This is a genomic window from Rahnella victoriana, from assembly GCF_021276285.1.
Lineage (GTDB): Bacteria > Pseudomonadota > Gammaproteobacteria > Enterobacterales > Enterobacteriaceae > Rahnella > Rahnella victoriana.
Map to the genome: position 1 here is coordinate 3,175,973 of NZ_CP089919.1, position 24,372 is coordinate 3,200,344.

The 24,372-nt window shown below is 55.8% G+C and carries 27 protein-coding genes and 1 pseudogene; 11 read left to right on the forward strand and 17 right to left on the reverse strand.

Going from position 1 to position 24,372, the window contains the following annotated elements; all coding sequences use genetic code 11:
* Positions 1-11: 11 nt before the first annotated feature.
* Positions 12-1,391 carry an NAD-dependent succinate-semialdehyde dehydrogenase gene (locus tag J9880_RS14665; protein ID WP_133822966.1) on the reverse strand — a complete coding sequence of 460 codons (1,380 nt, stop codon included), beginning with the start codon at positions 1,389-1,391 and terminating at the stop codon, positions 12-14.
* 340 nt (positions 1,392-1,731) lie between these two features.
* Here J9880_RS14665 and J9880_RS14670 point away from each other — a divergent pair, with 340 nt between their 5' ends.
* A complete protein-coding gene (locus J9880_RS14670; RefSeq protein ID WP_095925176.1) occupies positions 1,732-2,061 on the forward strand; it encodes a DHCW motif cupin fold protein in 330 nt (109 codons plus the stop codon).
* A 70-nt stretch (positions 2,062-2,131) separates the two neighbouring features.
* Positions 2,132-3,229 (forward strand): D-alanine--D-alanine ligase, encoded by a 1,098-nt coding sequence (gene ddlA, locus J9880_RS14675; protein ID WP_232769524.1) that lies wholly within the window; start codon positions 2,132-2,134, stop codon positions 3,227-3,229.
* A gap of 82 nt (positions 3,230-3,311) precedes the next feature.
* Here the strand turns inward: ddlA and bhsA (J9880_RS14680) are convergent, their stop codons facing one another.
* The 4 genes from bhsA (J9880_RS14680) to J9880_RS14695 form a co-directional block, all read right to left on the reverse strand.
* A complete protein-coding gene (gene bhsA / locus J9880_RS14680) occupies positions 3,312-3,569 on the reverse strand; it encodes a multiple stress resistance protein BhsA (RefSeq protein WP_095925175.1) in 258 nt (85 codons plus the stop codon).
* 145 nt (positions 3,570-3,714) lie between these two features.
* Complete coding sequence (gene bhsA, locus J9880_RS14685; protein ID WP_095922746.1) at positions 3,715-3,972, reverse strand: multiple stress resistance protein BhsA; 258 nt, start codon at positions 3,970-3,972, stop codon at positions 3,715-3,717.
* A 167-nt stretch (positions 3,973-4,139) separates the two neighbouring features.
* Positions 4,140-4,397 (reverse strand): multiple stress resistance protein BhsA, encoded by a 258-nt coding sequence (bhsA, locus tag J9880_RS14690; RefSeq protein WP_095922745.1) that lies wholly within the window; start codon positions 4,395-4,397, stop codon positions 4,140-4,142.
* A gap of 418 nt (positions 4,398-4,815) precedes the next feature.
* The gene (locus tag J9880_RS14695; protein WP_095922744.1) at positions 4,816-5,073 is read right to left on the reverse strand and encodes a hypothetical protein; all 258 of its coding nucleotides are present in this window, start codon (positions 5,071-5,073) and stop codon (positions 4,816-4,818) included.
* 202 nt (positions 5,074-5,275) lie between these two features.
* On the opposite strand from J9880_RS14695, the gene J9880_RS14700 reads away from it, so the two are divergent.
* The 3 genes from J9880_RS14700 to J9880_RS14710 all read left to right on the forward strand — a co-directional run bounded on the left by J9880_RS14700 (position 5,276) and on the right by J9880_RS14710 (position 8,146).
* Entirely contained in the window at positions 5,276-5,935 is a 660-nt protein-coding gene (locus tag J9880_RS14700; protein ID WP_095922743.1) for a TetR/AcrR family transcriptional regulator, read from the forward strand.
* 3 nt (positions 5,936-5,938) lie between these two features.
* A complete protein-coding gene (locus J9880_RS14705) occupies positions 5,939-6,823 on the forward strand; it encodes an oxygenase MpaB family protein (protein ID WP_232769525.1) in 885 nt (294 codons plus the stop codon).
* A 216-nt stretch (positions 6,824-7,039) separates the two neighbouring features.
* Positions 7,040-8,146: a suppressor of fused domain protein gene (locus J9880_RS14710; protein WP_195817366.1), complete on the forward strand. Its 1,107-nt coding sequence runs from the start codon at positions 7,040-7,042 to the stop codon at positions 8,144-8,146.
* A gap of 143 nt (positions 8,147-8,289) precedes the next feature.
* On the opposite strand, the gene J9880_RS14715 is transcribed toward J9880_RS14710, so the two are convergent.
* Positions 8,290-9,786 (reverse strand): MFS transporter, encoded by a 1,497-nt coding sequence (locus J9880_RS14715; RefSeq protein WP_131692985.1) that lies wholly within the window; start codon positions 9,784-9,786, stop codon positions 8,290-8,292.
* Positions 9,787-9,900: 114 nt separating this feature from the next.
* Positions 9,901-10,965 (reverse strand): NAD(P)-dependent alcohol dehydrogenase, encoded by a 1,065-nt coding sequence (locus J9880_RS14720; RefSeq protein ID WP_195817365.1) that lies wholly within the window; start codon positions 10,963-10,965, stop codon positions 9,901-9,903.
* Positions 10,966-11,200: 235 nt separating this feature from the next.
* On the opposite strand from J9880_RS14720, the gene osmF reads away from it, so the two are divergent.
* From osmF to J9880_RS14740, 4 genes are read left to right on the forward strand one after another with little or no spacing between them, the layout of a single operon-like run.
* Complete coding sequence (osmF, locus tag J9880_RS14725; RefSeq protein ID WP_133822971.1) at positions 11,201-12,139, forward strand: glycine betaine ABC transporter substrate-binding protein OsmF; 939 nt, start codon at positions 11,201-11,203, stop codon at positions 12,137-12,139.
* Positions 12,140-12,199: 60 nt separating this feature from the next.
* Positions 12,200-13,369, forward strand: coding sequence for an ABC transporter permease (locus J9880_RS14730; RefSeq protein WP_095922738.1), 1,170 nt, complete (start codon positions 12,200-12,202; stop codon positions 13,367-13,369).
* On the forward strand, positions 13,366-14,310 hold the full coding sequence (locus J9880_RS14735; RefSeq protein ID WP_232769526.1) for an ABC transporter ATP-binding protein: 945 nt from the start codon (positions 13,366-13,368) through the stop codon (positions 14,308-14,310). Before J9880_RS14730 ends, J9880_RS14735 begins: the two co-directional genes overlap by 4 nt.
* Entirely contained in the window at positions 14,307-15,077 is a 771-nt protein-coding gene (locus J9880_RS14740) for an ABC transporter permease (protein WP_162928543.1), read from the forward strand. The genes J9880_RS14735 and J9880_RS14740 overlap by 4 nt, the downstream gene beginning before the upstream one ends.
* Positions 15,078-15,140: 63 nt before the next feature.
* On the opposite strand, the pseudogene J9880_RS25120 reads toward J9880_RS14740, so the two are convergent.
* Positions 15,141-15,242: pseudogene (locus J9880_RS25120) on the reverse strand (hypothetical protein); the annotation flags it as partial.
* Between the two features lie 224 nt (positions 15,243-15,466).
* On the opposite strand from J9880_RS25120, the gene yedA reads away from it, so the two are divergent.
* A complete protein-coding gene (gene yedA / locus J9880_RS14750; protein WP_095922736.1) occupies positions 15,467-16,384 on the forward strand; it encodes a drug/metabolite exporter YedA in 918 nt (305 codons plus the stop codon).
* A 324-nt stretch (positions 16,385-16,708) separates the two neighbouring features.
* Here the strand turns inward: yedA and J9880_RS14755 are convergent, their stop codons facing one another.
* The 9 genes from J9880_RS14755 to J9880_RS14795 are packed head-to-tail and all read right to left on the reverse strand — an operon-like array spanning position 16,709 to position 23,618.
* Positions 16,709-17,245 carry a DUF3833 domain-containing protein gene (locus tag J9880_RS14755; RefSeq protein WP_119822173.1) on the reverse strand — a complete coding sequence of 179 codons (537 nt, stop codon included), beginning with the start codon at positions 17,243-17,245 and terminating at the stop codon, positions 16,709-16,711.
* Positions 17,246-17,269: 24 nt separating this feature from the next.
* Positions 17,270-17,797 carry a hypothetical protein gene (locus J9880_RS14760; RefSeq protein WP_232769527.1) on the reverse strand — a complete coding sequence of 176 codons (528 nt, stop codon included), beginning with the start codon at positions 17,795-17,797 and terminating at the stop codon, positions 17,270-17,272.
* Positions 17,797-18,297, reverse strand: coding sequence for a DUF2878 domain-containing protein (locus tag J9880_RS14765; protein WP_232769528.1), 501 nt, complete (start codon positions 18,295-18,297; stop codon positions 17,797-17,799). The genes J9880_RS14760 and J9880_RS14765 overlap by 1 nt, the downstream gene beginning before the upstream one ends.
* On the reverse strand, positions 18,294-19,526 hold the full coding sequence (locus tag J9880_RS14770) for an SAM-dependent methyltransferase (RefSeq protein ID WP_095922732.1): 1,233 nt from the start codon (positions 19,524-19,526) through the stop codon (positions 18,294-18,296). Before J9880_RS14770 ends, J9880_RS14765 begins: the two co-directional genes overlap by 4 nt.
* 2 nt (positions 19,527-19,528) lie before the next feature.
* On the reverse strand, positions 19,529-20,245 hold the full coding sequence (locus J9880_RS14775) for a DUF1365 domain-containing protein (protein ID WP_131692990.1): 717 nt from the start codon (positions 20,243-20,245) through the stop codon (positions 19,529-19,531).
* A complete protein-coding gene (locus tag J9880_RS14780; RefSeq protein ID WP_232769529.1) occupies positions 20,242-21,600 on the reverse strand; it encodes an NAD(P)/FAD-dependent oxidoreductase in 1,359 nt (452 codons plus the stop codon). Before J9880_RS14780 ends, J9880_RS14775 begins: the two co-directional genes overlap by 4 nt.
* Position 21,601: 1 nt before the next feature.
* The gene (locus J9880_RS14785; RefSeq protein ID WP_119822179.1) at positions 21,602-22,318 is read right to left on the reverse strand and encodes an SDR family NAD(P)-dependent oxidoreductase; all 717 of its coding nucleotides are present in this window, start codon (positions 22,316-22,318) and stop codon (positions 21,602-21,604) included.
* Entirely contained in the window at positions 22,318-22,770 is a 453-nt protein-coding gene (locus tag J9880_RS14790; RefSeq protein ID WP_095922728.1) for a nuclear transport factor 2 family protein, read from the reverse strand. Before J9880_RS14790 ends, J9880_RS14785 begins: the two co-directional genes overlap by 1 nt.
* The gene (locus J9880_RS14795; protein WP_232769530.1) at positions 22,770-23,618 is read right to left on the reverse strand and encodes a MerR family transcriptional regulator; all 849 of its coding nucleotides are present in this window, start codon (positions 23,616-23,618) and stop codon (positions 22,770-22,772) included. Before J9880_RS14795 ends, J9880_RS14790 begins: the two co-directional genes overlap by 1 nt.
* A gap of 184 nt (positions 23,619-23,802) precedes the next feature.
* On the opposite strand from J9880_RS14795, the gene J9880_RS14800 reads away from it, so the two are divergent.
* The gene (locus J9880_RS14800) at positions 23,803-24,372 is read left to right on the forward strand and encodes a helix-turn-helix domain-containing protein (RefSeq protein WP_232770476.1); all 570 of its coding nucleotides are present in this window, start codon (positions 23,803-23,805) and stop codon (positions 24,370-24,372) included.

Here is a 24,372-nt window from a genome sequence, read left to right on the forward strand (position 1 = left end):
GTGCAAGGAAATCAGGACTTCGCGGCCAGCACCACCAGTTTCTGGTTCACAAATTCTTTGATACCGAGATCAGACAGTTCGCGGCCAAAACCGGAGCGTTTCACGCCGCCGAACGGCAGTTCTGCTGCGGTATCCGTCGGGGAATTGACGTATACCATGCCGGTCTCAATCTGGCTTGCCAGCTTACGGGCGCGGGTCAGGTCCGTGGTGAACAGGGAACCGCCGAGGCCGTAATGGGAGTCGTTGGCAAGTTTCACCAGCTCCTCATCATTTTTCACCACATACACCTGTGCAACCGGGCCAAAGAACTCCTCGAAATAGGCCGGGTTATCGCGGGTGATGTGCGTCAGGATCGTCGGCTCATAAAAGTTACCCGGATTGTTTTCGACTTTTTTACCGCCAAAGTGCAGTTTCGCCCCATGTTTCACGGCGTCATCGACCTGTTTGCTGAGGGTTTTCAGGGCTTCTTCTGACGACAGTGGCCCCAGCGTGGTGGACGAATCCAGCGGATCGCCAATCTTCAGCGCCTTAAAGTGTTCGGTGAATTTTTTAAGGAACTCATCGGCGATTTTTTCATGAACAATGAAACGCTTGGCGGCGGTACAGACCTGACCGGCGTTGGAAACACGCGCCTGCGCACCCGCTTTCGCAGCCTTGTCGATATCCGCATCATCAAGCACGGCAAACACATCGTTGCCGCCCAGTTCCAGCGTCGATTTTTTCAGCTTACTGGCAGCGCGTGAGGCCACTACGGCACCGGCTTTTTCCGAGCCGGTGAGCGCGACACCCTGAACGCGATCATCATCGATGATGGCACTGACCTGATCCTGAGAGATAAACAGATTGGTATACGCCCCTTTTGGCGCGCCCGCTTCGGTAACCAGTTTCTCAAATGTTTGGGCACAATGCGGCACGATGCTGGCATGTTTCACCACCACACTGTTACCGGACGCCAGATTCGGTGCCAGCACGCGCATCAACTGATAGAACGGGAAGTTCCACGGCTCGACGGCCATGATGATCCCTATCGGATGATGCTCAACCCAGGCTTCGCCGAGATCGGATTTATAAGGCACAGGTTTGAGAAATTCTTCGGCGTTTTCCGCGTAGAATTTCGCAATATCTGCGCAAATTTGTACTTCGCCGCGGCTTTGACCGATGAGTTTCCCCATCTCAACACTGACCACTTCCGCCAGTTCATCGACGCGGGAAGCCATCAGTTCAGACAATTTATGCAGTACGTTAACGCGCTGCTTAATATCGCCCTGGCCCCAGTCAGATTTGTACAGGGCGTGGGCGGTGGAGAGCGCTTCTTCAACCTGCTGATCATTATGTGTTTGATATTCTTTGATGAGCTTATTGTTGAACGGATTGATTGTTTGATATGGCATATGTTGCTCCTTGTTTTGTGGCGCGCTGTGAATAAATGAACAACGCGTTGGAATTGAGGTGCGTGCGCCTGTCTGTGTTCTTTCTCAACAGAACATTAAGCATAGTCGATAAAATGTGAACTCTGTCCCACAGACACCTCATGCAACACAACCGTTTTAAGCACTCAGCCTGCTTTCTCAGCAGCCCCGCCATACGCGGGCTGTCGTCTGTCTCTCAGAAAAGTCGGCTTTACGTAACTTTGCGGCAGACTGTTAATGATTTGTTTTCAGCAAGCGATTGATAAATTTACCGCTCACTTTTATGCTGGCTTTCCTTCCATTTTCCGACTTTGAGAAACTCATGAAACTTGAGGCGATTCCGTTTTGCACGACAGACTGGAGCGACGTCACACCGACGCAGCATCCGGGTGATGCCGGTATGGCGCTGTGGCGTACGCAAAAATTTGGCGATATCCGTGTGCGTATCGTCGAATACTCCGCAGGTTATGAAGCCGATCACTGGTGCAGTAAAGGGCATGTTTTGTTTTGCCTTGAGGGAGAGCTTCACACGCGTCTTGAAGACGGGCGTACTTTTACCCTGTCGCCGGGCATGAGTTATCAGGTGGCGGACAACGCCGAAGCGCATCGTTCATCCACACCGGTTGGCGCGAAACTGTTTGTTGTTGATTAGTCGTGGTGGCTTAGCAGGATTGTTTACAGAAAATTGGCCGTCCGCTGAGGCGGGCGACAAGGAGCAGCAGGTGAGTAAATTACGGGTTGGTATTATTTTTGGCGGTAAATCGGCAGAGCATGAAGTGTCACTGCAGTCGGCAAAAAACATTGTGGATGCGATTGATAAACAGCGTTTTGAGGTGACTTTGCTGGGCATTGATAAGAAAGGTGAGTGGCACATTAACGATGCCAGTAATTATCTGATCAACGCTGAAAATCCGTCGCTGATTGCCCTGAACCGCTCGAATAATCAGGTCGCGCTGATCCCCGGTCAGACTGAAAATCAGCTAATCGAAACCCACAGTGCCAGCGCGCTGTCGCAGGTGGACGTGATCTTCCCGATCGTGCACGGCACGCTGGGCGAAGATGGTTCATTGCAGGGGTTGCTGCGCATGGCCAACATCGCCTTTGTTGGCTCCGGCGTGCTGGGTTCGGCAGTCAGCATGGATAAAGATGTCACCAAACGTTTGCTGCGTGATGCCGGTTTATCCGTGGCGCCCTTTGTCTGTCTGACCCGCGCCAACCGTCAAAAAAATACCTTTGCCGATGTGTCGAAAAAACTCGGTGTACCGCTGTTTATCAAACCGGCTAATCAGGGTTCTTCCGTGGGCGTCAGTAAAGTCAGCGATGAAGCGGGCTTTGTACGCGCCATGGATCAGGCGTTCAGTTTCGATCATAAAGTGCTGGTGGAATCGGCAATCAAAGGGCGTGAAATTGAATGTGCGGTGCTGGGTAATGATTTCCCGCAGGCCAGCGTCTGCGGCGAGGTGATCCTGCACGACGATTTTTATTCCTACGACACCAAATACATCAATGAATCCGGTGCATCGATTGCCGTTCCGGCGGATTTACCGCAGGAAACGCACGACCGTATCCGTGCTATCGCTTTACAGGCATTTCAGGTGCTGGAATGTCGCGGTATGGCGCGCGTTGATGTGTTCCTGACGGAGCAGGGGGAAGTGATCATTAATGAGATCAACACGCTGCCGGGCTTCACCAATATCAGCATGTATCCGAAACTCTGGGCCGCCAGCGGCGTAGGTTACAGCGAATTGATCACGCGCCTGATCGAACTGGCAGTGGAGCAACATCAGCAGGACAACCAGCTGAAAAGTTCGGCTCACTGATTTTTTTGGTGTAAACCCCGGACACGAAAAAGGCGGCAAACGCCGCCTCTTCTGCTTACTGCTCTTTACTGCTTACATCAGCTTATTTATACAGCTCTGCAGTACCGTACAGGTGGTTTTCACCGGATGCACCGATGATGCGGTATGAACTTGCACCGGCGTCATTGGCTTTGGCATTCAGTTTATTCTGCAGGCTGGACAGGTCATTGCTGGATGTCGCACTGACCACACCGATTGCTTGCTGACCAGCAGGCGCAGACTGAACTTCTGTTGCCGCCAGGGTAGAGAATGAAGCGGTTGCCAGCGCAATGGCGGCGAGAGTCATAGTAATGTTTTTCATGATGGTTTCCTCAATTCGATTTTTTAAGCTTTGCCAGGCGTTGTCATCAACGTTCATTTAATGGGCAAAGCTGTCTTCTGTCCGATACAACATTCAGTTTTTTAATCGTCAACTCAATGTCGTTTTACCCTTAAAAACTCAGTGCTTATTTATACAGCTCTGCAGTACCGTACAGGTGATTTTCACCTGATGCACCGATGATGCGGTATGAACTTGCACCGGCGTCATTGGCTTTGGCATTCAGTTTATTCTGCAGGCTGGACAGGTCATTGCTGGATGTTGCACTGACCACACCGATAGCTTGCTGACCGGCAGGTGCAGACTGAACTTCTGTTGCCGCCAGCGTCGAGAATGATGCGGTAGCAAGGGCGATTGCAGCTAATGTCATTTTTACGTTTTTCATGATGGTCTTCCTTATATCTCTTTATCAGCAGGTGATTTTTCAGTCCGACGTTATTTATTAACGTTCGATAAGTAAATGTTAGACCTTGATCACAAACTGCGCAACTGATTTATTTATTAATCGTTAACTAATTGTGCGGAACAATCTTCTAACGGATCCCAGCGGGCTTATTTATAAAGCTCTGCAGTACCGTACAAGTGGTTTTCACCAGAAGCACCGATGATGCGGTAAGACGTTGCACCGGCTTCTGTCGCTTTCGCATTCAGTTTTGACTGCAGGGTGCTCAGGTTGCCGTTTGAAGAAGCACTGATGGTCCCGATGGTTTGTTCACCTGCCGGAGCGGACTGAACTTCAGTAGCTGCCAGGGCAGAGAAAGAAGCGGTAGCCAGTGTCAGTGCTGCGAGTGTCATTGCGATGTTTTTCATGATGTCTTGTCCTGTTCATTAATCTGTTGTTCGGGGGTTCTTCTTTCGAACCCTCAGTGTCGGGTCAACGTTATTTATTAGTTAACGTTCGATAAGTAAATGGTAAGGGGTGTTGAGAGTTTGTGCAAGATGTTTTTTTAATGAGCGTTAACTTATTGTGCTGTGACACGCATCACATCAAAACGGTATCTTGTTTTGGTTTTGTTAAATTTATGTTTTTAAAATGATTCACGAAACTCACAGGGATAGGGCTTATCTAAAAATGAGCTGAATGAATCTTTAATGATCGCTAAGTTAATGGTTGGTTCTGACCGGAGAGGGTGATAAAACAGGGGGCGGCGACGAAAAAGATAAGGCGACACAGGCCGCCTTATCGTTATTCCTGCCCTGACAATCTGTCGTCAGGTGCCACTCTTCTTTAGTAATAGATAGAAGGGGGCTGATGACCAGAGGTCGAAGGTGCAGGTGGCTGAGTCGGAGAAGTTGGAATTCGGCCCTGTTCGACTTTTTTGTTCGCGCAGGTAGCCGGGTTACAAAAGTTACTGTCACCGGTCACATTGACCATGGCGACTTCCTGACTCTGTAAAGGCATCATGATAACCTGCTGTGCGGCAACGTTGGCAACCGGTACAGCGGTCAATGCCAGAACTGCAAGAAGGATTTTGAAGTTACTCATGATGTTACGTCCTGGGTTTATTGCTTATAAAAAGCGTCTTTAGCTGTGCTGCTTTGCGGGTGTGAGTGATTTTCTTATCGCTCGATAATTAAATGATAAACTCCGCTGGACTTGTGCGCAACTATTTTTAATAATGATCGTTAACTTATTTCAACGATAAGTTTTTATAACCATAATCACAATGGTGATGGAAGGAGGGTGTATGAGCACTGAACAGACGGCTTTGGTCCGGAAAAGTCGCGGTCGCCCAAAACAGTTCGACCGTGGAACTGCTCTGAGCAAGGCCCTGAATTTATTCTGGCGCCATGGTTATGAGGCCACGTCATTAGCTGATTTGGTCGAAGCAACCGGTGCGAAAGCGCCTACTCTGTATGCCGAATTTGGCAACAAAGAAGGGCTTTTCCGCGCAGCCGTTGAACATTATCTGAAAAACTTTTACGAAAAGAGCTCATGTTTACTGAGCAGAACAGATTTGTCCGTCGAGGATACGGTCGGGCGCTATCTGCGTGCCATCGTTGAGCTGTTTACCGACTGCGACACGCCAAGTGGCTGCTTTATGATCAGCGCATCATCCGGGATGTCTTCATCGTCTGCGGATATTGCCGAAATGCTGCGTGCACGCCACCTCTCGCAGGAACGCACTCTGTTTGAATATTTCGAGAAGAAAAAACAGAGCGGCGATCTGACCGCTGTGACCGACAGCGCCCTGCTGGCGAAATACCTCGCCTGCACCATTCAGGGCTTCTCGGTTCAGGCGCGTGATGGCGCAAGTTCGGATGAACTGAACCGGCTTATCGACGTGGTCATGAATATCTGGCCGCAACTGGCTAAAGCGACCGTTATCAGCACTGCTGCACATTAACGCATGCCGGATTTCAGACAATTGTTGAGAAAGAGAATAGAACGCCAGGTGCTGAGTATTTCGGGCCTGGCGTCAGGCGGTATAGACTTTGAGAAACCGCCGGGCGACCCGGGATTATTCGGTCCGGAAAGCGTCACCTGGCGGATCCACGGCGATTTCTCCTCCATGCTTTGCGGCGGCGTCAGTGCGTTGCTGTTGCAAATGCTGCACCCGCTGGCGCTGGCCGGTGTCTGGGATCACTCCTCGTTTCGTGAAGATATGCTCGGCCGTTTGCGCCGTACCAGCCAGTTTATTTCTGCCACCACCTTTGCCCCTGTCGGCGAGGCCAACCTGTTAATCGACAAGGTCAAATCCATTCATCTGCGGGTCACCGGAACCGATGCCTGTGGCACGCCGTATGCCGCCAGCGACCCGGATCTCCTGGTCTGGGTGCATGTGGCCGAAGCCTACAGTTTCCTGCAATCTCACCTGCGTTACCGCAATCCTTCGCTCAGCCTGGCGGATCAGAACCGTTATTATCAGGAATTTTCCCGCGTGGCGAAAAGCCTCGGCGCGGTGAATGTGCCGGAAAGTGTCGCGGCAGTAGAAACCTATTTGCAGGCGATGCGCCCGCAGTTGCGTTGCGACGAACGTACGCTGGAAGTGGTCAAACTCTTGCGAAATGCGCCCGCGCCAAGCCGTCTGGCGAAACCGGTTGGCAGCCTGATGATTCAGGCGGGGTTTGAATTATTGCCTGACTGGGCCGCCACGCAACTGGGGATTTCCCATTCCCCGTCTAAACGTAAAATTGTGCGTTTCTGTACCCGCCGCATTGCAGGCGTGCTGCGCTGGTCGGTAAGAAACGGCTCATGGCATCGCGCCATGCGGCGGATGGGGCGTCTTCGCTGATCGTTAACGCTGCGGATATGCGCCCGGCCCGGTCGGCGTTCAACCGATTCTCCCAGTGTGCGACTTATCCGTAAGTCTTGCCGCTTAGGTAAAAAAGCGCGTGTTTTAAAGCCTTATCGGAGATTTTTGGGAATATTGCCCGTTATCGGGCTGGCATAACCGTTCTACACTGACCATCACAGGGAATAATAAGCTTCCTAATCTTGCTGAGGTCATATGCGCCAGTCCGACATTGTTGCTGAAGTCAGTAACGACAAACAAACCCTGACCGCGCTGGTCGAGCAGGATAACCGCGTGGTGTATTTCTACATTTTCGCCCGTGAAGATTTGCGCGACCGTTTTCCGAAAATGCGTGCCTGCTGGGTGCGTAATCTGGTGCCCGCGCCGGTGAAAGATGATACCGACGCGATGGAGCAGGGGATGGCTCCGATGCTGGCGGCGCAGTATTGCCGTAATCTGGAAGGCGAAGCGCCGCTGGATCCGGCACAAATCCAGATTTTATGGAACGAGAGCGACGACGGCGCGGCACTGTGGTATCAGGGATTGTTACTGGCGGTGATCCCCGGCTGGAGTTTGTATATCGACCATTCGGTGTGTTATTCCGCCGGATGCATTAAACAGAATCCGCTGACCTTCCCGCTGGGTTCTGCCTCGACGAACACGCAATGTGAGCTGGCGGAAAAGACCCGTTTGTTCTGGCGTGACTGGCAAAATGAGTTTAGTAATCCGTGGCCGAGAATTCAGCGCAAGCTGCTGGAATCCTACGAAGATCGTTTTGGTCCCTCGCTGAAATATTATCTGATCAATCAGGGCAGCTGGCCGCCGATGGCGATATCCCAGCATGAAGACGAAGAAAATTACTACTTCTTCACGGTCGGCATGAGCATCCGCCCGATGCCACAAATCGACATTGTTTTTAATGACGAAGCGGAAAAACACCGCCGCATAGAACTGGCTTTTTCGGTCGGCAAGGAATACGTCACGGAAGAGAATGCGGTGCAGATGGCCAGCGCGTTATCCGGTTACGCACAAGTTCCCTGGACCACCCTCAGCTGGCTCGGCGAAGGTCACACGCTGATGTCACCCATGGCACCGCTCGGTTTCGAAGGCCACGTGATTTCCTCCGCACTCTGCGGCCCTGCCGACAAAGTGCGTTTGCCGAAGATTTACGGCGATCCGGTGAATCAGTTCTGGGTCAGCCCGGTATTCACCAGCGAACTGGAATTTGCGCAGGCCAAACCGAACGGCGGATTTGAACTGGTCGCCGCAATGATCGAGAACGACATCGGGTATGTGTTTGCGCCGAGAAGCGCGGTGGTCTGATGTCAGGGATCGGCGCGGAGTGCTTGCTCCTCCCCCTGCGAAGGGGGAGGCCGGGAGGGGGTTTAGCAGGCAACTCAGATGCCATTAATACCCCACCCCAGCCCTCCCCTTCGCAGGGGAGGGAGCAAACTAAAGATCTGCCGTTATTTACTCATTTCCGGCTGAAAATCCTCAGCATCCACATCATATCCCGACGGTTCCCACCGTACCGCTGTCAGCACGATTAAGCCTGCCAGTGGCGCTAACGCGATCACCCAGAACACGCCGGTGCCCAGTGCCGCGGAAAGGACCGGGAACAGGAACAACGAGACCGTGGAACTGCCGCGCATCAGCGTCTGGTTGAATCCGACACCCATGCCGCGCAGCGACGTCGGATAGCTCAGTGACGCAAATGTCATGGTGTGCGAACCCGGACCGAAGCCCTGACCGAACAGGAATAACGCCAGCATGGCGATGGAAATCGCTGCTTCTCCGCCGTCGGCCGGTCGGCCCACCAGCGCCAGGCCGATCATCGCGACCAGCTGGCAGGCGTAACCGGCGTAGGTCATTTTCCATGCGCCAAATTTCGAGACATAACGCACCGCAATCAGGCCGCCGACAAAGGCGAAGCACAGGTTCAGGCCAAGCGAGAACAGAATGGTGCTGATCATCGACTGTTGCAGGAAGCTGGATAAGATCACCGGCAGCCCGAACGCCACGGCGTTATAGGCAAAGGACGAGGCCACGGCAGTGACGGTCGCCAGCACGGTGCGGCGCAGATAAACGCCCTGCAACAGCGTGCCGTAGTTGCGCCATGCGGCTTTACGTACTTTCACCTGCGGTGTCTTATCGGCATCGTCTGCCACGACGGCATTGATGTTATAGGATTTTCTCAGGATCGCCGCCGCACTTTGCAGGTCGCCCTGATTGGCTGCCCAGACCGGCGATTCATTCATATAACGGTGGCGGATAGCGATAATCAGGATCGCCGGTACTGCGCCGAAACCGAGGATCAGACGCCATAACCAGTCGGTATGGGTAGCCGGCAGCACCGCGTAAAGCAGCAGAACCAGCAGATACGACACGCTGATCGCCGCATACCACGTCGGACACCACATCGCCACGCGCGAGGCTTTATTGCCGCGTCCCTGAAGTTTTGAGAACTCCGCCAGAAACGCCATGGCGACCGGTAAATCGATACCGACCCCCAGACCCATCACAAAGCGTGAGCCGCCCAATACCCATTCGTTTGGCGCAAAGGCGCAGGCCAGCGCGGCAATCACGAAGAAGAACATATCAGCCATAAATACGCGGTAACGGCCGATTTTGTCGGTCAGATAGCCACCGAACAGTGCGCCGACAATCGCCCCGAAGGTGATGGCCGATGCCACAAAGCCCGCGCCGGAAGGCGTCAGGCCGAACTGGCGGGTAATATCTTTCATCCCGAAAGCCAGCGCACCGAGGTCGTAGGCGTCGAGGAAAACGCCGCCCAGTGCGATAGCAATCACGATGCGCGCGTCGCTGATTTTGGCCGCGCCACGGTTCACTAACTGAGTAATATCGGCAGCGGAACGAATCACCACCGGCTGGTCAGACGCAGTGTCGGCTGCGCTGTAATCCCCTGAAGAGGCGGCCTGAGAGGCCGCAATTGAATCAGACATTGTTGTGTTTACGCTTTTTGACAAAAAACCAGCATAGAGGCGACGTGATACCGGTCACAAGTCCTGATTAGCGGTTGAGTGAAAATAAATGGCTATAAGTTAAAACTAAGTGATCTAAGCGTGCTGTCGCCAGCGCAAAACTGCCTTAATCACCTTGCCGTTTCTGCTGTCTTCTGCCGCCTGATTAATGGCCTCAAAATCGTAAAAATGCAGTAAGCGATCGAAGGGGAATTTCCCCGCCTGCCACAATGAAATCATTTTCGGGATAAATTCCTGCGCGACCGAATCCCCCTGAATGACGCTGAGAATTTTCCGCCCGCGTGACAGCGTCGCGCCACCGGCACCGGTCAGGCGCACCATCACGCCGCCGTCATTCAGCGCCTGTTGTCCGAGGGTGTCCAGCGCCGGTACGCCCGCCGTATCAATGACGTAATCCAGCGTCCCTTGCAGATTGCGCTCCTGGCCGGTTTTCAGCACGTCTGTTGCGCCCAGTTCACGCGCCAGATCCAGACGGTGCTGATGCTGATCGAGGGCGATAATCTCCTTCGCTCCGGCGATTTTTGCCGCCATCACCGCCGCCATACCGACTGCGCCGGTGCCGGTGATCAGCAGGCGGTCACCTTTTTTCACCTTCAGGGTATTCATCACCGTCCCCGCGCCGGTTTGCAGGCCGCAGCCGAGGGGCGCGAGTGTGGCCAGCGGCAGCGATTTATCCACTTTCACCAGATTCTGTTCCGTCACCAGCGCATAACTGGCAAACGACGACTGACCGAAAAAGTGCCCGTCGATACCCTGCGGATAGGCGCTGCTGCCGTCGAGGCGTGAGAAGCCAAAATTCAGGGTGGAGAAGTGTTCGCAGTCCACCGGCCGGTGATTTTCGCAGGCGTCGCACCGGCCGCAGGACTGAAACGACAGCACCACATGATCGCCCGGTTTCACCCCGGTCACCGCGCTGCCGACCTGATCGACAATCCCGGCGCCTTCGTGGCCCGGCACCACGCCGGGCGACAGAAAACTGAGATCGGTGTGGCAGATCCCGCAGGCGACAATGTGTACGCCGACTTCATTACGACGCGGCGCGCCAAGGCGGATCTTTTCGAATTTCAGGTGATGATCACTGTCAGCGATAGCCGCGCTGATCATGCGGGGATGCGTTCTGTGTGGATGTTGCACTGACATCGGGTTCTCCTGTCTGCAGGGAAAACGGACGAGGGTGGCCTAAGTGATGCGGCGGATAAGCTTCGAACATTTACGCATTTTACAGCGATACCGCCGCCTGCTTTTATGGCTCACCATCCATTCCCCTGCGCAAAATTGGACTATTCTTGTTAGCAGCTTGTTTTCATGAGTGAAAGAATAAAAAAGAGCAGTCGCCGGGCGACAAAACCAACATAACCCGATAAGAGGATAGAACATGACTGTAATAACCGGGCGAGTACGGGGATTTTCCGTGGCAGCGCTGGCACTGGTGTCAGCCATCAGTTTCAGCGCACAGGCGGCGGATGACGCCGTGCGTGTCGGCTCCAAAATTGATACCGAGGGTTCGCTGCTCGGCAACATCATTATTCAGGTGCTGGAAGCTAATGGCATTCACACCACCAATAAGTTACAGCTGGGGACGACCAAAGTAGTGCGCGGCGCGATCACCGCCGGTGAAATCGACCTCTATCCGGAATACACCGGTAACGGCGCGTTCTTCTTCTCCGACGATAAAGATCCGGCGTGGAAAAATGCCCAGGCCGGTTTCGATAAAGTGAAAAAGCTCGATTACGACCAGAACAAAATTGTCTGGCTCAGCCCGTCTCCGGCCAATAACACCTGGACCATCGCGGTGCGTCAGGACGTGGCGAGTGCGCATAACCTGAAATCCCTGGGCGATTTGGGCAAATTCATCAGCAGCGGCGGCGATTTTAAACTGGCGGCCTCGGCGGAATTTATCGAGCGCCCGGATGCGTTACCGGCGTTTGAAAATGCCTACGGTTTCAAACTGAATCAGGCGCAGTTACTGTCGCTGGCGGGCGGCGATACGGCGGTCACCATTAAAGCGGCTGCCGAACAGACTTCCGGCGTCAATGCGGCGATGGCTTACGGCACGGACGGCCCGGTGGCGGCGCTGGGCCTGCAAACGCTGGAAGATCCGAAAGGCGTGCAGCCGATTTACGCGCCAGCGCCGATCATCCGCGAGGCGGCGCTGAAAGCGCATCCGAACATTCCTGATTTACTGAAACCGGTGTTTGCGTCGCTCGATACCAAAACGTTGCAGGGCCTGAACGCGAAAATCGCGGTGGATGGTCAGGATGCGAAAAAGGTCGCGGCGAAATATTTGCAGGAAAAAGGTTTCGTTAAAAAATAACCGGGCAGTGACGCCCTGAGCACGGCCTGCGGGTCGTGCTCACCGGACTCAGGTATTGTTTTGACTCATCATTCTCCCGTCAAAAACCGCGTGCTGCTGACGCTGGTTTTGCTGCTGTGGCTGGCCGGTTTCGGCCTGGCCTTTCTCAGCCATGCGCCCAACCGGCTGGTGTCCGGCAAGGGCATTTCGCTGGCGAGTCTGCTGCATGGCTACTCCGCGTTATTACTCATTCCGGCTTTATTGCTGCTGGCCTGCGCCTTCGTGACGCTGTATGGCCGCCATCATTTGCTGGTGATGTTGCTGGCGGAAATCCTGCTGACGGCGCTGGTCTGGCTGGCCGGACACGGTGCTGTGCAACTGGCCGGCGGCGATGAGGACAGCATCGCGCGCACCTCGCTCGGCGGCGGCTTCTGGTCGGCTGCCGCGCTGTGTCTGCTGATTGCCTCCGACGCCATTTCCCGTTTCACCCGCAATCACAGCCTGCGGATTGTGCTCAACGTGCAGATGATCGTGCCGGTGGTGTTGCTGCTGGCGTACGGTCAGCTTGCCCAGCTGTCGCTGCTCAAAGAATACGACAACCGTTCCGACGTGTTTAACGACGCGCTGTGGCAGCATCTCGGCATTCTGTTTGGCACGCTGGTGCCTGCGGTGCTGATCGGTCTGCCCGCCGGATTGTTGTGTCACCGCAAACCGCGCTGGCGCGGACCGGTGCTGTCAGTGCTCAATATTATTCAGACCGTGCCGTCGATCGCGCTGTTTGGTTTACTGCTCGCGCCGCTGGCGGGACTGGCGAAAGCGGTGCCGTGGCTGGCGGAACACGGTATCAGCGGTATCGGGCTGGCCCCGGCGATCATTGCGCTGGTGCTCTATTCATTGCTGCCGCTGGTGCGCGGGGTGATTGCCGGGCTGGAGTCGGTGCCGGAAGCGGTGATCGAATCCGCGCGTGGCATGGGCATGAACCGGGTGCAGATCTTCTTCCGTGTACAGATGCCGATCGCCTTGCCGGTGATCCTGACCGGTATCCGCATCGTGGCGGTGCAAACCGTCGGTATGGCGATGGTCGCGGCGCTGATCGGCGCAGGCGGACTGGGTGCCATCATGTTCCAGGGCTTGCTCAGCAGCGCGCTGGATCTGGTGCTGCTCGGTGTGATCCCTGCGGTGCTGATGGCCGTCGTCGTCGACAGTGCTTTTAAATTCGCCGTCTCAATGCTGGAGACCACACGCAGATGATTCATTTCAAACAGGTAAGCAAACACTTTGCCGGAAAAGCGGTCGTGCGCGACCTGACGCTGGAAATGGCGAAAGGCGAATTCACGGTGCTGATCGGCACGTCCGGCTCGGGGAAATCCACCACGCTGAAGATGATTAACCGGCTGGTGGAGCACGATCGCGGCGAAATTCTTTTTGCCGGTGAACCGATAGAAAAATTCCGTGCGCAGGATTTGCGCCGCCGCATGGGCTACGCCATACAGTCGATTGGCCTGTTCCCGCACTGGACGGTGGAAGAGAACATCGCCACGGTGCCGCAACTGCTGAAATGGCCGAAAGCCAAAATCCGCGACCGCGTGACCGAGCTGATGAACCTGCTCAATCTTGACCCGAAACAGTTCCGTCAGCGGTATCCGCATCAGCTTTCCGGCGGGCAACAGCAGCGCGTCGGCGTGGCGCGTGCGCTGGCCTCCGACCCGGAAGTGTTGCTGATGGATGAACCCTTCGGTGCGCTGGATCCGGTGACCCGCGCGACCTTGCAGGAAGAGGTGGCGCGTATTCATAAAATCACTCACCGCACCATTGTGCTGGTGACCCATGATATCGACGAGGCGCTGGCGCTGGCCGACCGTATCGTCCTGCTTAACGACGGGCAGGTGGTGCAGCAGGGCACGCCGCTGGAACTGCTGACGCAACCGGCGACGCCGTTCGTGCGCGATTTCTTCGGCGGCAGCGACATGGGGATTCGTTTGCTGTCGCTGCGGGAAGTCGGTTCGCTGACGCGGCGCGGTGAACCCTACACCGGCAGCGGCAAACCGCTGACCGACAGCATGAGCCTGAGTCAGGCATTGTCGGCGTTTGTCGCGCAGCAGGTTCAGCATTTGCCGGTGGTGGATGAACAGGGGCAGCCGCTCGGCGTGCTGCATTTTGCGGATCTGACCGCGCAAAGGAGCATCGCATGACACGGGTTGTGGTGCGGGTCATCACGGATCCGCTGATCTGGCTGTTTGCTTTATTGCTGGCGCTGATTTTTGGCATGACCTCGCTCGGCGGCCTGTTCCACTGGCTGTTTCCTGAACTGAGCAGGCCGGTCTATCAGCAGGAAAGTTTCGCCGCGCTGGTGCAGGCGCATCTGTTGCTGGTCGGGATTTCCAGCCTGATTGCGGTGGTGATTGGCGTGGCGGCAGGCGTCGGGGTCACGCGTCCGGCGGGTAAAGAGTTCCGCTCACTGGTGGAAACCCTGGTGGCGATGGGGCAGACCTTTCCGCCGGTCGCGGTGCTGGCCGTCGCGGTGCCGGTGATGGGATTCAGTGAAAAACCGGCGATTATCGCGCTGGTGCTTTACGGTTTACTGCCGGTGTTGCAGGGAACGATTGCCGGGATCGAATCAGTGCCGCCTTCGGCGCGCGAGATTGCGCAGGGCGTCGGCATGAGCCGCTGGCAGATGTTGCGGAAAGTGGAAATTCCGCTGGCCGCGCCGGTGATCATTTCCGGCATCCGTACGTCAGTGATCATCAATATCGGCACGGCGGCGATCGCCTCGTCGGTCGGCACGTTAAGCCTCGGCTCACCGATTATTATCGGCCTGAGCGGGTTTAACACGGCGTATGTATTGCAGGGCGCGGTGATTGTTGCACTGCTGGCGATTTGCGTGGATATGCTGTTTGAACGCTGGAGCCTGTGGTTACAACGCTGGCAGCAGCGGTCAGGAGAGGGATCAGTTCGCTGATGCCGCAGGCGGCGCAGGCACCACAGAAGGGGCGTCGTTATCGCTGACCGGTTTAGCGTCGTCCTGGATCACCACGGCATAACCGGCAACCATCACGCCACCAATTGCGCCAATTGCCATCAGACCAAACAGCGCGATAAATAATTTTTTGCCAAGCGAATTCATGTGCAATACCTCAGAAATTTGAACGACGAATTATAAATCGTTTCCTCACCCCTGCAACAGACTATTCATGCTGTGATTACTTTTAGCCGGATGCACAGGCATTTTTTGTCATATACAGAAACTTTTTAGCAACATTTTGACGCGATAGCACAGATTTCCTTGCCGGTAATCAGGCCAATAGCGTTAACTGTCTGCCTTCGTTATCACGCTAATAAGTTATTTCTATGATGGGTTCTGCCGGACGTGCTCTGCTGCCGTTAATCGCCTCACTGTTTGCGTTGTATTTTATCTGGGGTTCTACCTATTTCGTCATCCGCGTGGGGGTAGAAAGCTGGCCGCCGCTGATGATGGCGGGTCTGCGTTTCTTCGTCGCCGGATGCATTCTGTTTACTTTCCTGCTGTTACGCGGGCATCACGTTCCGACCCTTAAACAATGGATGGCCGCCGGTGCGGTGGGCATCTTGCTGCTGTCGGTGGGTAACGGGCTGGTGACGGTTGCCGAACATATGCAGGTGCCGTCTGGCATTGCGGCAGTGATGGTTGCTACCGTGCCGCTGTTTACCCTGTGCTTCAGCCGCCTGTGGGGCATGCCAAACAGCCGTCTGGAATGGACCGGCGTTGCCATCGGTTTGTTCGGCATTGTGCTGCTCAATACCGGCAGTAATCTGCAAGGCAACCCGTGGGGCGCGGCGCTGATTCTGCTCGCCTCGCTGAGCTGGGCGTTTGGTTCGGTATGGAGTTCGCGTCTGCCCCTGCCAAAAGGTCTGATGGCGGGTGCGGCAGAAATGATTATCGCCGGTGTGGTGTTGCTGGTCGCCAGCCGGTTCAGCGGTGAACACCTGACCGCCGCCCCCTCGCTGAGCGGCTTTCTGGCGCTCGGCTATCTGGTGGTATTCGGCTCGATGATTGCCATCAGCGCCTATATGTTCCTGCTGAAAACCGTACGTCCCGCCGTCGCCACCAGTTATGCCTATGTGAATCCGATCGTCGCGGTATTGCTCGGCATAGGTTTCGCGGGCGAATCCCTGTCGCCGGTGGAGTGGGTGGCCTTAGGCGTGATCCTCTGCGCAGTCCTGCTGGTGACGCTGGGGAAATTCGTGTTCGGGCGTAAGAAAACTAAGATCACGGAAGTGAAGGTTTAAACCGCTTCCCTTTCGCAGATGTGACAGCTGGGTTGTTTTACTCCTCCCCCTGCGAACGGGGAAGGCGGGAGGGGGTTTTTAAGGGCTAACACCTGGTCAAAGCATGCTTCAACTCATTGATTTTACTTTAATACCCCACCCCAGCCCTCCCCTTCGCAGGGGAGGGAGCAGATCGCGCTTCCCTCCTCCCCCTGCGAAGGGGGAGGTTGGGAGGGGGTTTTAAGGGCTAGCACCCGGTCAAAGCATACTTCAACTCATTGATTTTAATTTAATACCCCACCCCAACCCTCCCCTTCGCAGGGGAGGGAGCAGATCGAATTAACCTCATTTTTTCTCAAAGAAGATCGTCACCCGCGCCACTTCCACGCCAAATTTTTTCAGCGACGTGACGTTAAACAGGTGCTGTTCGTCCTGCTGGTAAATCCAGTCATCGAACGTCAGGCGGTAGGTGCTGTCGCCTGATTTCACGTCCATCACGTATTTCCAGTTGAAGGCATTGCCTGCGGATTGCCCGGTGGCGGTGCCGATAATGTCACCCGCCGTGCCGGTGTAATGGCCATCCGCCAGTTTACGGATACGCCAGACGCGGGTCTGTTTTTCGCCGTCGTCATAGACAAAGTCTTCATGCAACGTCAGCGTATCGCCCGCCACGTCACCATGGATTTTGACGGTGAAGCGCCGCGTCTGTTTGTTGCTGTGATCCTGCACCATGCCGTACGCCACGCTGTCACCGGCAAACCAGCTGAAAATATCCAGCTTCGGTTGTGCCTGCGCGTAATCCTGAACAGTGGCTTTACAGCCAGTCAGTAGCAGCATTGTGCCGACGATCAGCGTTAAAAAAATCTTGCGCAGAACAGTCATAAAAACTCCCCCAATAAGATGGTATTAATCGGGCGCAGATGCGCCGGTCAGCCTGCTGCGTAAATCAGGATATTGCGTGGCGGGCGAGAGCCAGATCGCCAGAAAAGCATCGCGGAATGCCGGGCTGAATGGCTGGCCCACCGGCGTACTCAGCACGCTGTTCGCGGGCTGGCTGTAAAACTGGCCGCCATTCTCAGTGGCGACAAACACAATTTCGCTGCCGTTGCTGACATCCGGCCAGGTGTTCTGCACCGCGTCCAGCCAGCCATTTTCCTGTGCCTGCGCCAGTAATCCCAGCGCCTGCCATTGTTCTTCGGTGGCTTTGGTCAGCTCCTGATGATCAATGTTGCGCAGATACTCAATCTTCAGTGCCTGCGGCCATTTCCCGGTCTGATACTTACCGTCGGGTGTCAGCAGTTGCGAGTGATAAACCTCAAACGGCCCCCAGCTCAGGGTCGCGCGCCCGACCTGTTGCCACGGGCTCCAGGGCGTGGCGGCAAAGGCAGAGCAAGACATCATCAGCCAAAGTGCTGCGAGAAATACGCGCATCATCAGGTTTTCCGCCCTGTATGGTTGCTTAGCAAAACCGGCAGGCTTATCAGCGGTAAAAATATCGCCCAGCCCGCCGCCAGTAAGAGCCAGACATACACCGGTGCGGCGAGAAGTTGCATAGCACCAAGCTGCATACCGAGGTAATAGGCCAGCGGGCCGCTGACCGCGCCGATGAGAGGAAGCCAGTACCACGTCAACCGGATAGTGCCCAGTAACCACAGCCACCAGGCGCTGAAACCCAGCCATAACGCCATCATCCACGGCGGTACGGCGGCAGAATCAGTAAATTCAAACAGACCTGAAATACACCACAGCGAATCCATCATGATGCCAAGTGTACAGGCGGTCGCGACCCACAAACGGCGGCGCGACGGGGTGAACGCCAGCATCAGAAAACTGCTGATCAGCAGAAAAATAATAAAACGGTCGCGCCCCCAGACGGCCAGCGTCCACCAGACGTCAAAGCCCAGTGTCAGCAGCCAGAAGCGCAGCGATTTCATCCGCGCCGCTCGGCGACCAGTTGCACGGTGCTGATGGTGCGGGCGCGGAAACCGGCCTCGCAGTAGCACAGATAAAACAGCCAAAGGCGGCGGAAATATTCGTCCTGCACGCCGTCAGTCTGCGCATTCCAGTAGTGCTGCACCCGTTCGCGCCATTCATGCAGGGTGCGGGCGTAATCGGAACCGATATCGAACAGGTCACGCACCACCAGACTGGTGCAGCGGGTCATGGCGTCGTTCATCGCGGTGATCGAGGGCAGAAAGCCGCCGGGGAACACGTAGCACTGAATAAAATCGACGTTACGGCTGTAGGCGGCGTATCGCTGATCGGCGATGGTGATCGCCTGAATCGCCATGCGCCCCTGTGGTTTCAGCAGCGCGTTGCAGCGTTTAAAAAAGGTGGAGAGGTAGCGTTTACCCACCGCTTCGATCATCTCGATGGACACCAGTTTATCGAACTGGCCTTTCAGCGCGCGGTAGTCTTCAAACAGCACCGTCACGCGGTCACTCAGTCCAGCTTTTTCGATCCGCTCACAGGCATAGCGATATTGCTCGCGGGAAATGGTGGTGGTGGTCACCTGACAGCCGTATTCGCGCGCGGCAAATTCGGCCATCGCACCCCAGCCGGTGCCGATTTCCAGCAGATGGTCGCCCGCGTGTAACTGCAACTGTTCACACAAACGGCGCATTTTGGCTTCCTGCGCCTGCTCCAGCGTCATCTGCGGTTCCTGATACCAGGCCGAGGAATACAGCATCTTCTCATCGAGAAAACCCTGATAGAAATCGTTGCCCAGATCGTAATGCGCTGAGATATTTTTCCGCGCCTGCGCCGGACTGTTGCGGCGGAAAAAATGAATAATTTTTTTGGCGGGTGTGCTGAGCCAGCTGAGGCGCGCACTGATTTTATCCACCAGCTTCATGTTCTCGGCCAGCAGCTGTAAAACCGTGGTCAGATCGGGCGTGGTCCAGTCGCCATCAATAAAACTTTCACCTGCCGCCACGCTGCCGCCCAGTAAGACACGCCGGTAAGCGCGCAGATGGCGGACGTCAATTTCGCCCTGCAACAGCGCGGTCGGATCGCCAAAGAATATCGCCTGCTCACCGGGTTCACGCAGTGTCAGACCGGCTCCTTTGAGCTGCTTCAGCACGCCAAGGATCATGGCGCGTGCCGCTTTGCTGCGCCGGTTATTCGCCGCGGCACGGGCGAGCTGCATTTCAGGTTGGCTCATGGTCAGTCCTTATCAACGGGAGGGTGAGAATAAACAGGTGCCCGTTTCAGCCACAGTTTCAGCGCCTGCCAGTAGATGGTCAGCGCGGTTTTTGCGGTCATGACAGGCAGCCGCCACAATTGCTGACGCAGCGCCTCGCGGGTCAGCGGGCGGGCTGTCAGTGAAAGGGCGGCATCGAATTCCCGTTCTTTGCGGTGATTTTCGATCGTGATGTGTAACTGCTTTCCCGGGGGCGTCAGCCGCCAGTGATAGACCATGTCCATCGGATTAAAGGGCGACACATGAAAGGCTTTCGGCACAGGTTGCGAGCCGTCGGGGAGCACGGCGTAGGTGTGGCGTTCATTCCAGGGGGTGTTGCGCACTTCGGCCAGCATCCAGCGCAAAATACCCTGTTGATCATAAAGATAGTAGAAGTTAACCGGGTTGAAATAGCAGCCGAAATAGCACAGCTGGCATAACAACATCACCCGCCCGTCGGGGCGTTCACCGGTCAGTTCGGCGATCCGTGCCTGCGCTTTGGTTTTGATGTCGCCACCGCCGAGATAATCTTTGCGGCGAAAACTGGCCGGGGAGAATTTTTCCAGCCGGATCCCCCGCGCGGGCAGCTGTTCCAGCTCATCAAGATCAATCAGCGGCATGAAAATATCGTAATCGAAACGGTGCTCAACCGGCGTAAAGCGGCGATGTCGTACCGTGCCGACATACAACTGGCTGTTCATGACGCCTCCCGCTTTTCCTGCTCATGCTGCAACTGCACACTGAAAAGCTGCTGATTAAGCTGTTCCACCACGTCACGCGCGCTGTTGACGCCATCTTCGTGAAAGCCGTTGTACCAGTACGCGCCGCAGAACCAGGTGCGGTGATGACCGTTGATGCGGTAGCGTTCCTGTTGTGCATGATGGCTGGCCAGATTGAGCACCGGGTGCCTGTAGGTGGTGCGGAACAGGATTTTGCTTTCGTCGACCGGCGTCAGCGGATTGAGCGACACACAGAACGTCTGCGGCGCATCCAGTCCCTGCAAAATATTCATGTTATAGGTCACGCTGGCGCGGCGGCGGTGCGACGGATTGCTGTCGCGCATATCCGCACGCGCCGCCAGATGCAGCGAATTCGGCAACTGATAATTCCAGCTCGCCCAGGCGCGTTTTTCCCGTGGCAGCAGATGGGTGTCGGTATGCAAAATCACGTCGTTACTCTGATACGGCAGCGCACCGAGAATGCTCCGTTCGTCGGCGCTGGCGGTGTCACCGAGGATCGCCAGCGCCTGATCGGAATGGCAGGCGAAAACAATCTGATCAAAATGCTCTTCGCCACGCGCCGAATGCAACGTCACGCCGCACGGCGTCCGCACCACCTGACTGACCGGCGTACCGGTCAGCAGCCTGACGCGGGACGGCAGTTTTTCCTGCATCCGGCGGATATATTCCCGCGAACCGCCGGGCACCACCATCCACTGCGGGCGGTTACTCACCTCCAGCAGCCCATGATTATTGAAGAAACGCAGAAACATCGACAGCGGGAAATTCGCCATATCGCTCAGCGACGAAGACCAGATTGCCGCGCCCATCGGCAGCACATAGTGCAGGGCGAAGAACGGCGAAAATCCGTTTTGATCCAGCAAATCGGCCAGTGTGTCTTCGTCATTATGCGGATTGAGCAGGCGCGCTTTGCACAGTTTGTTAAAGCGCAGGATCTCGAAAATAAACCGCCAGAACCCCGGCCTGAACAGATTACGGCGCTGGGCAAACAGGCTGTTGAGCGAGTGGCCGTTGTATTCGAGTTTGCTGAGCGGATTACGCACAGAAAAGCTCATTTCCGTCGGCTGACCTTCAATGCCTAGCTCTTTGAGCAGGGCAATAAAATGCGGATACGTGCGGGTGTTATAGACAATAAAACCGGTATCGATGGCGTACTCTTTGCCGTCGGAAATCACATCCTGCGTGGAGGTGTGTCCGCCTAAAGTGGCCGAGGCTTCGAACACCGTGATCTCGCAGTCGGGCTGGCTTTTTGCCAGCAACCACGCGCAGCTCAGCCCTGAAATTCCACTCCCGACGATGGCCACTTTTGTTGTCATTTTATTTCACCATTTTCCGGCATAACCATTTTTGCACACTGACGGGCAGCCACGAAGCCACCTTGAGAAATCCGACAAAGAGCGGGGGAAAGGCAATTTCGCTGGCACCCTGCGCCAGTTTTTTCCGGATGTGTTTTGACGCCTGTGCGGCGGTCACGATCATCGGCATCGCGAAATCATTGCGCGAGGTGAGCGGCGTTTCGACAAATCCGGGCTGGATCAGTGAAACGTGGATCTGACGTTTTGCCAGATCCACCGCCAGTGAACGGGCAAAAAAGGCCAGCGCGGCTTTGGACGCACCGTACGCTTCACTGCGTGAAAACGGCAGCAGCCATGCGACGGAACCGACCAGCGCCACCCGGCTGCCGGGCGCCAGGCCGGGGAGCAGGGCATCGAGGCAATTGACCGGGCCGTTGAAATTGGTGTTCATCACCCGCGCGACTTTTTCGGCATCCACGACGCCGTTGTCGAGATATTCGCAGGTGCCTGCACAGAGGATCACGATATCAGCCTGTACACCGCCCAGCGCCTCGCGGGTGGCGGCTAAATCGGTGATATCAAAAGATAACGGCACGATCAGCGGGCTGGCGGCGGCCACCGCCGTGAGCTTTTCGCCGTCGCGCCCGCAGGCCATGACTTCCCAGCCTTCAGCGGCATAATCCAGCGCCAGTTGCTTTCCGATGCCTGAACTGGCACCGGTGACCAGCACGCGGCGCATTATTTCAGCCTGGCTTTAACAGCGCGCACGGCACCGCCGAGCACCGGCACATGCTCATACAACATGGCCCCGAGATCGTAATAATCGCGCTGATACACGATGCGGTTTTCATTCAGCCGCAAATGGCTCGCGCCATTCAGAAACGTCGCCTGACCTTTTCTCAGCGCCGGATGGGAAAACTCCATCCGCCAGAACAGCGAGGCTTCATCTCCCTGCACCAGCGGCGGCTGGATCTCAAAACGGCAGTAGTTGACCTTTTTGAGTAACTGCTCGAAATAGCGTTCAAGCGCATCCACCCCGTCGTAATGCGAAACGGGGTCGATAAACACGATATGCGGATGATAAATACGGGAAAGCTGGGTCAGCCGGCTCATGTCGAGTTGGGCATAAAATTCGCACACACGGGTCAGCACATCCGCCGGTATGGCGGGTTCAGGGAAAGGTTTAATCATTATTTTTTCCTTTCATGACGGTCAGGCACGATATGCAAAAGAGTGTGGGGATCTTCTTCCGCGATGTCTTCACCAGCCTCTGCGCTGTCAGACTCTTCCGCGCCCAGTAACCGCGCGGTGCTGCCCAGAAGAATGATCGACAATCCCTGTTCCACCCACATGAGCAGGCGCTGGCGCTGAACCTGCGTCAGCTTGCCTTCAGACCACAGCAGGATTTGCGAATCGCTGAGGCTTTCAAGATGCGGATCGCTGAGCGGCACCGGCAATATCTCAACCTGCATGCCTTCTTCACAGCGGACAATGGCTTCCAGCCACAACTCGGTGCTGTCGGTGTGTCCCCAGGCCACCAGCGTGGCGGGCGGTCCCGGTCGTTTGCGGGCTGCATTCATGCACATGACGGCGTGTTCGATGATCAGGCCGTCAAGCTGGCTGCGTAACATCAGCAGCCGCGAATCGCCCGAACTCAGCCGCGCACGCAGCGGACGAAGAACATTATTCACAAACGCCGCCGCCGGATATTCGCGCCCGAATTCCATGATCAGCTGGCGGACCTTTTGCGGGCGTCCGTCCTGCAGGGCGTTCAGCAACTGATGCTCTGACTGCGACCAGCCACCCGGCAGCGCGTCGACTTTACCTTCCAGCAGGGATTTGACCTGACCGACCGGAATGCCCCGGTTGATCCAGCCCAGAATGGTGCGGATGGTATCGAGATCGTCATCATTAAACAGACGGTGACCGCCTTCCGTGCGCTGGGGTTTCAGCAACCCGTAACGCCGCTGCCAGGCGCGCAGGGTGACCGGATTGATTCCACAAATACGGGCGACTTCGCCGATGCTGTAAAGAGACATAGTTGAATCCAAAATATTCATAACACTTATGAGATAACTCTAGCGCCAGATCGCAAAGCTGTACAACTTTATTATTTTTGTACAACTTAACAAAAACTTTTCGCTCACATCATTTTAACTTGCGCAATTCCCATATAAGAGATAATTTCCCGATATTGAGATTTAACGCATCAAGGGGAAGATGATGGAAGAAGGGCAGGAGAGTCAGGATCTGCGGCTGGCGGAAAGGCTGGCAGAATTGCGGGTAAGCCGGGGCTGGTCGCTGGAACAACTGGCGCAGCTGACCGGCATCAGCCGCGCCACGCTCTCGCGGGTGGAGCGGGCAGAAACCAGCCCGACGGCATCGTTGCTTGGCAAACTCAGTGCGGCGTACGGGCTGACCACATCGCGCCTGCTGATGGCGCTGGAAGACAATCCGCCGGAGCTGATCCGCGCCTCACAACAGCCGGTGTGGCATGACCGCGAAACCGGCTTCGAGCGCCGTTCGGTTTCCGCTCCCGCCCCCGGTTTTCGCGCTGAACTGATTTCCGGCGTCCTGAAAGCCGGTGCCACGATCACCTACGACGCACCGCCGGTAGAGGGCCTTGAACAGCATATCTGGATGCTGGACGGTGTGCTGGAATTCACCCTTAACGGGCGCGGCTACCGGCTGGAACCGGGCGACTGCCTGCGTTTTCATCTTCATGGTACCTCCTCCTTCCACGTACCCGGCCCGGAAGATGCGCGTTACGCCGTCGTCATTTCACGTCCTTAA

What these genes read in the sequence shown, in the direction of transcription:
- J9880_RS14665 (WP_133822966.1), bottom strand. Translation starts at nt 1,391, where the DNA reads ATGCCATATCAAACAATCAATCCGTTCAACAATAAGCTCATCAAAGAA.
- J9880_RS14670 (WP_095925176.1), top strand. Translation starts at nt 1,732, where the DNA reads ATGAAACTTGAGGCGATTCCGTTTTGCACGACAGACTGGAGCGACGTC.
- bhsA (WP_095925175.1), bottom strand. Translation starts at nt 3,569, where the DNA reads ATGAAAAACATTACTATGACTCTCGCCGCCATTGCGCTGGCAACCGCT.
- bhsA (WP_095922746.1), bottom strand. Translation starts at nt 3,972, where the DNA reads ATGAAAAACGTAAAAATGACATTAGCTGCAATCGCCCTTGCTACCGCA.
- bhsA (WP_095922745.1), bottom strand. Translation starts at nt 4,397, where the DNA reads ATGAAAAACATCGCAATGACACTCGCAGCACTGACACTGGCTACCGCT.
- J9880_RS14695 (WP_095922744.1), bottom strand. Translation starts at nt 5,073, where the DNA reads ATGAGTAACTTCAAAATCCTTCTTGCAGTTCTGGCATTGACCGCTGTA.
- J9880_RS14700 (WP_095922743.1), top strand. Translation starts at nt 5,276, where the DNA reads ATGAGCACTGAACAGACGGCTTTGGTCCGGAAAAGTCGCGGTCGCCCA.
- J9880_RS14705 (WP_232769525.1), top strand. Translation starts at nt 5,939, where the DNA reads ATGCCGGATTTCAGACAATTGTTGAGAAAGAGAATAGAACGCCAGGTG.
- J9880_RS14710 (WP_195817366.1), top strand. Translation starts at nt 7,040, where the DNA reads ATGCGCCAGTCCGACATTGTTGCTGAAGTCAGTAACGACAAACAAACC.
- J9880_RS14715 (WP_131692985.1), bottom strand. Translation starts at nt 9,786, where the DNA reads ATGTCTGATTCAATTGCGGCCTCTCAGGCCGCCTCTTCAGGGGATTAC.
- J9880_RS14720 (WP_195817365.1), bottom strand. Translation starts at nt 10,965, where the DNA reads ATGTCAGTGCAACATCCACACAGAACGCATCCCCGCATGATCAGCGCG.
- osmF (WP_133822971.1), top strand. Translation starts at nt 11,201, where the DNA reads ATGACTGTAATAACCGGGCGAGTACGGGGATTTTCCGTGGCAGCGCTG.
- J9880_RS14735 (WP_232769526.1), top strand. Translation starts at nt 13,366, where the DNA reads ATGATTCATTTCAAACAGGTAAGCAAACACTTTGCCGGAAAAGCGGTC.
- J9880_RS14740 (WP_162928543.1), top strand. Translation starts at nt 14,307, where the DNA reads ATGACACGGGTTGTGGTGCGGGTCATCACGGATCCGCTGATCTGGCTG.
- yedA (WP_095922736.1), top strand. Translation starts at nt 15,467, where the DNA reads ATGATGGGTTCTGCCGGACGTGCTCTGCTGCCGTTAATCGCCTCACTG.
- J9880_RS14755 (WP_119822173.1), bottom strand. Translation starts at nt 17,245, where the DNA reads ATGACTGTTCTGCGCAAGATTTTTTTAACGCTGATCGTCGGCACAATG.
- J9880_RS14760 (WP_232769527.1), bottom strand. Translation starts at nt 17,797, where the DNA reads ATGATGCGCGTATTTCTCGCAGCACTTTGGCTGATGATGTCTTGCTCT.
- J9880_RS14765 (WP_232769528.1), bottom strand. Translation starts at nt 18,297, where the DNA reads ATGAAATCGCTGCGCTTCTGGCTGCTGACACTGGGCTTTGACGTCTGG.
- J9880_RS14770 (WP_095922732.1), bottom strand. Translation starts at nt 19,526, where the DNA reads ATGAGCCAACCTGAAATGCAGCTCGCCCGTGCCGCGGCGAATAACCGG.
- J9880_RS14775 (WP_131692990.1), bottom strand. Translation starts at nt 20,245, where the DNA reads ATGAACAGCCAGTTGTATGTCGGCACGGTACGACATCGCCGCTTTACG.
- J9880_RS14780 (WP_232769529.1), bottom strand. Translation starts at nt 21,600, where the DNA reads ATGACAACAAAAGTGGCCATCGTCGGGAGTGGAATTTCAGGGCTGAGC.
- J9880_RS14785 (WP_119822179.1), bottom strand. Translation starts at nt 22,318, where the DNA reads ATGCGCCGCGTGCTGGTCACCGGTGCCAGTTCAGGCATCGGAAAGCAA.
- J9880_RS14790 (WP_095922728.1), bottom strand. Translation starts at nt 22,770, where the DNA reads ATGATTAAACCTTTCCCTGAACCCGCCATACCGGCGGATGTGCTGACC.
- J9880_RS14795 (WP_232769530.1), bottom strand. Translation starts at nt 23,618, where the DNA reads ATGTCTCTTTACAGCATCGGCGAAGTCGCCCGTATTTGTGGAATCAAT.
- J9880_RS14800 (WP_232770476.1), top strand. Translation starts at nt 23,803, where the DNA reads ATGGAAGAAGGGCAGGAGAGTCAGGATCTGCGGCTGGCGGAAAGGCTG.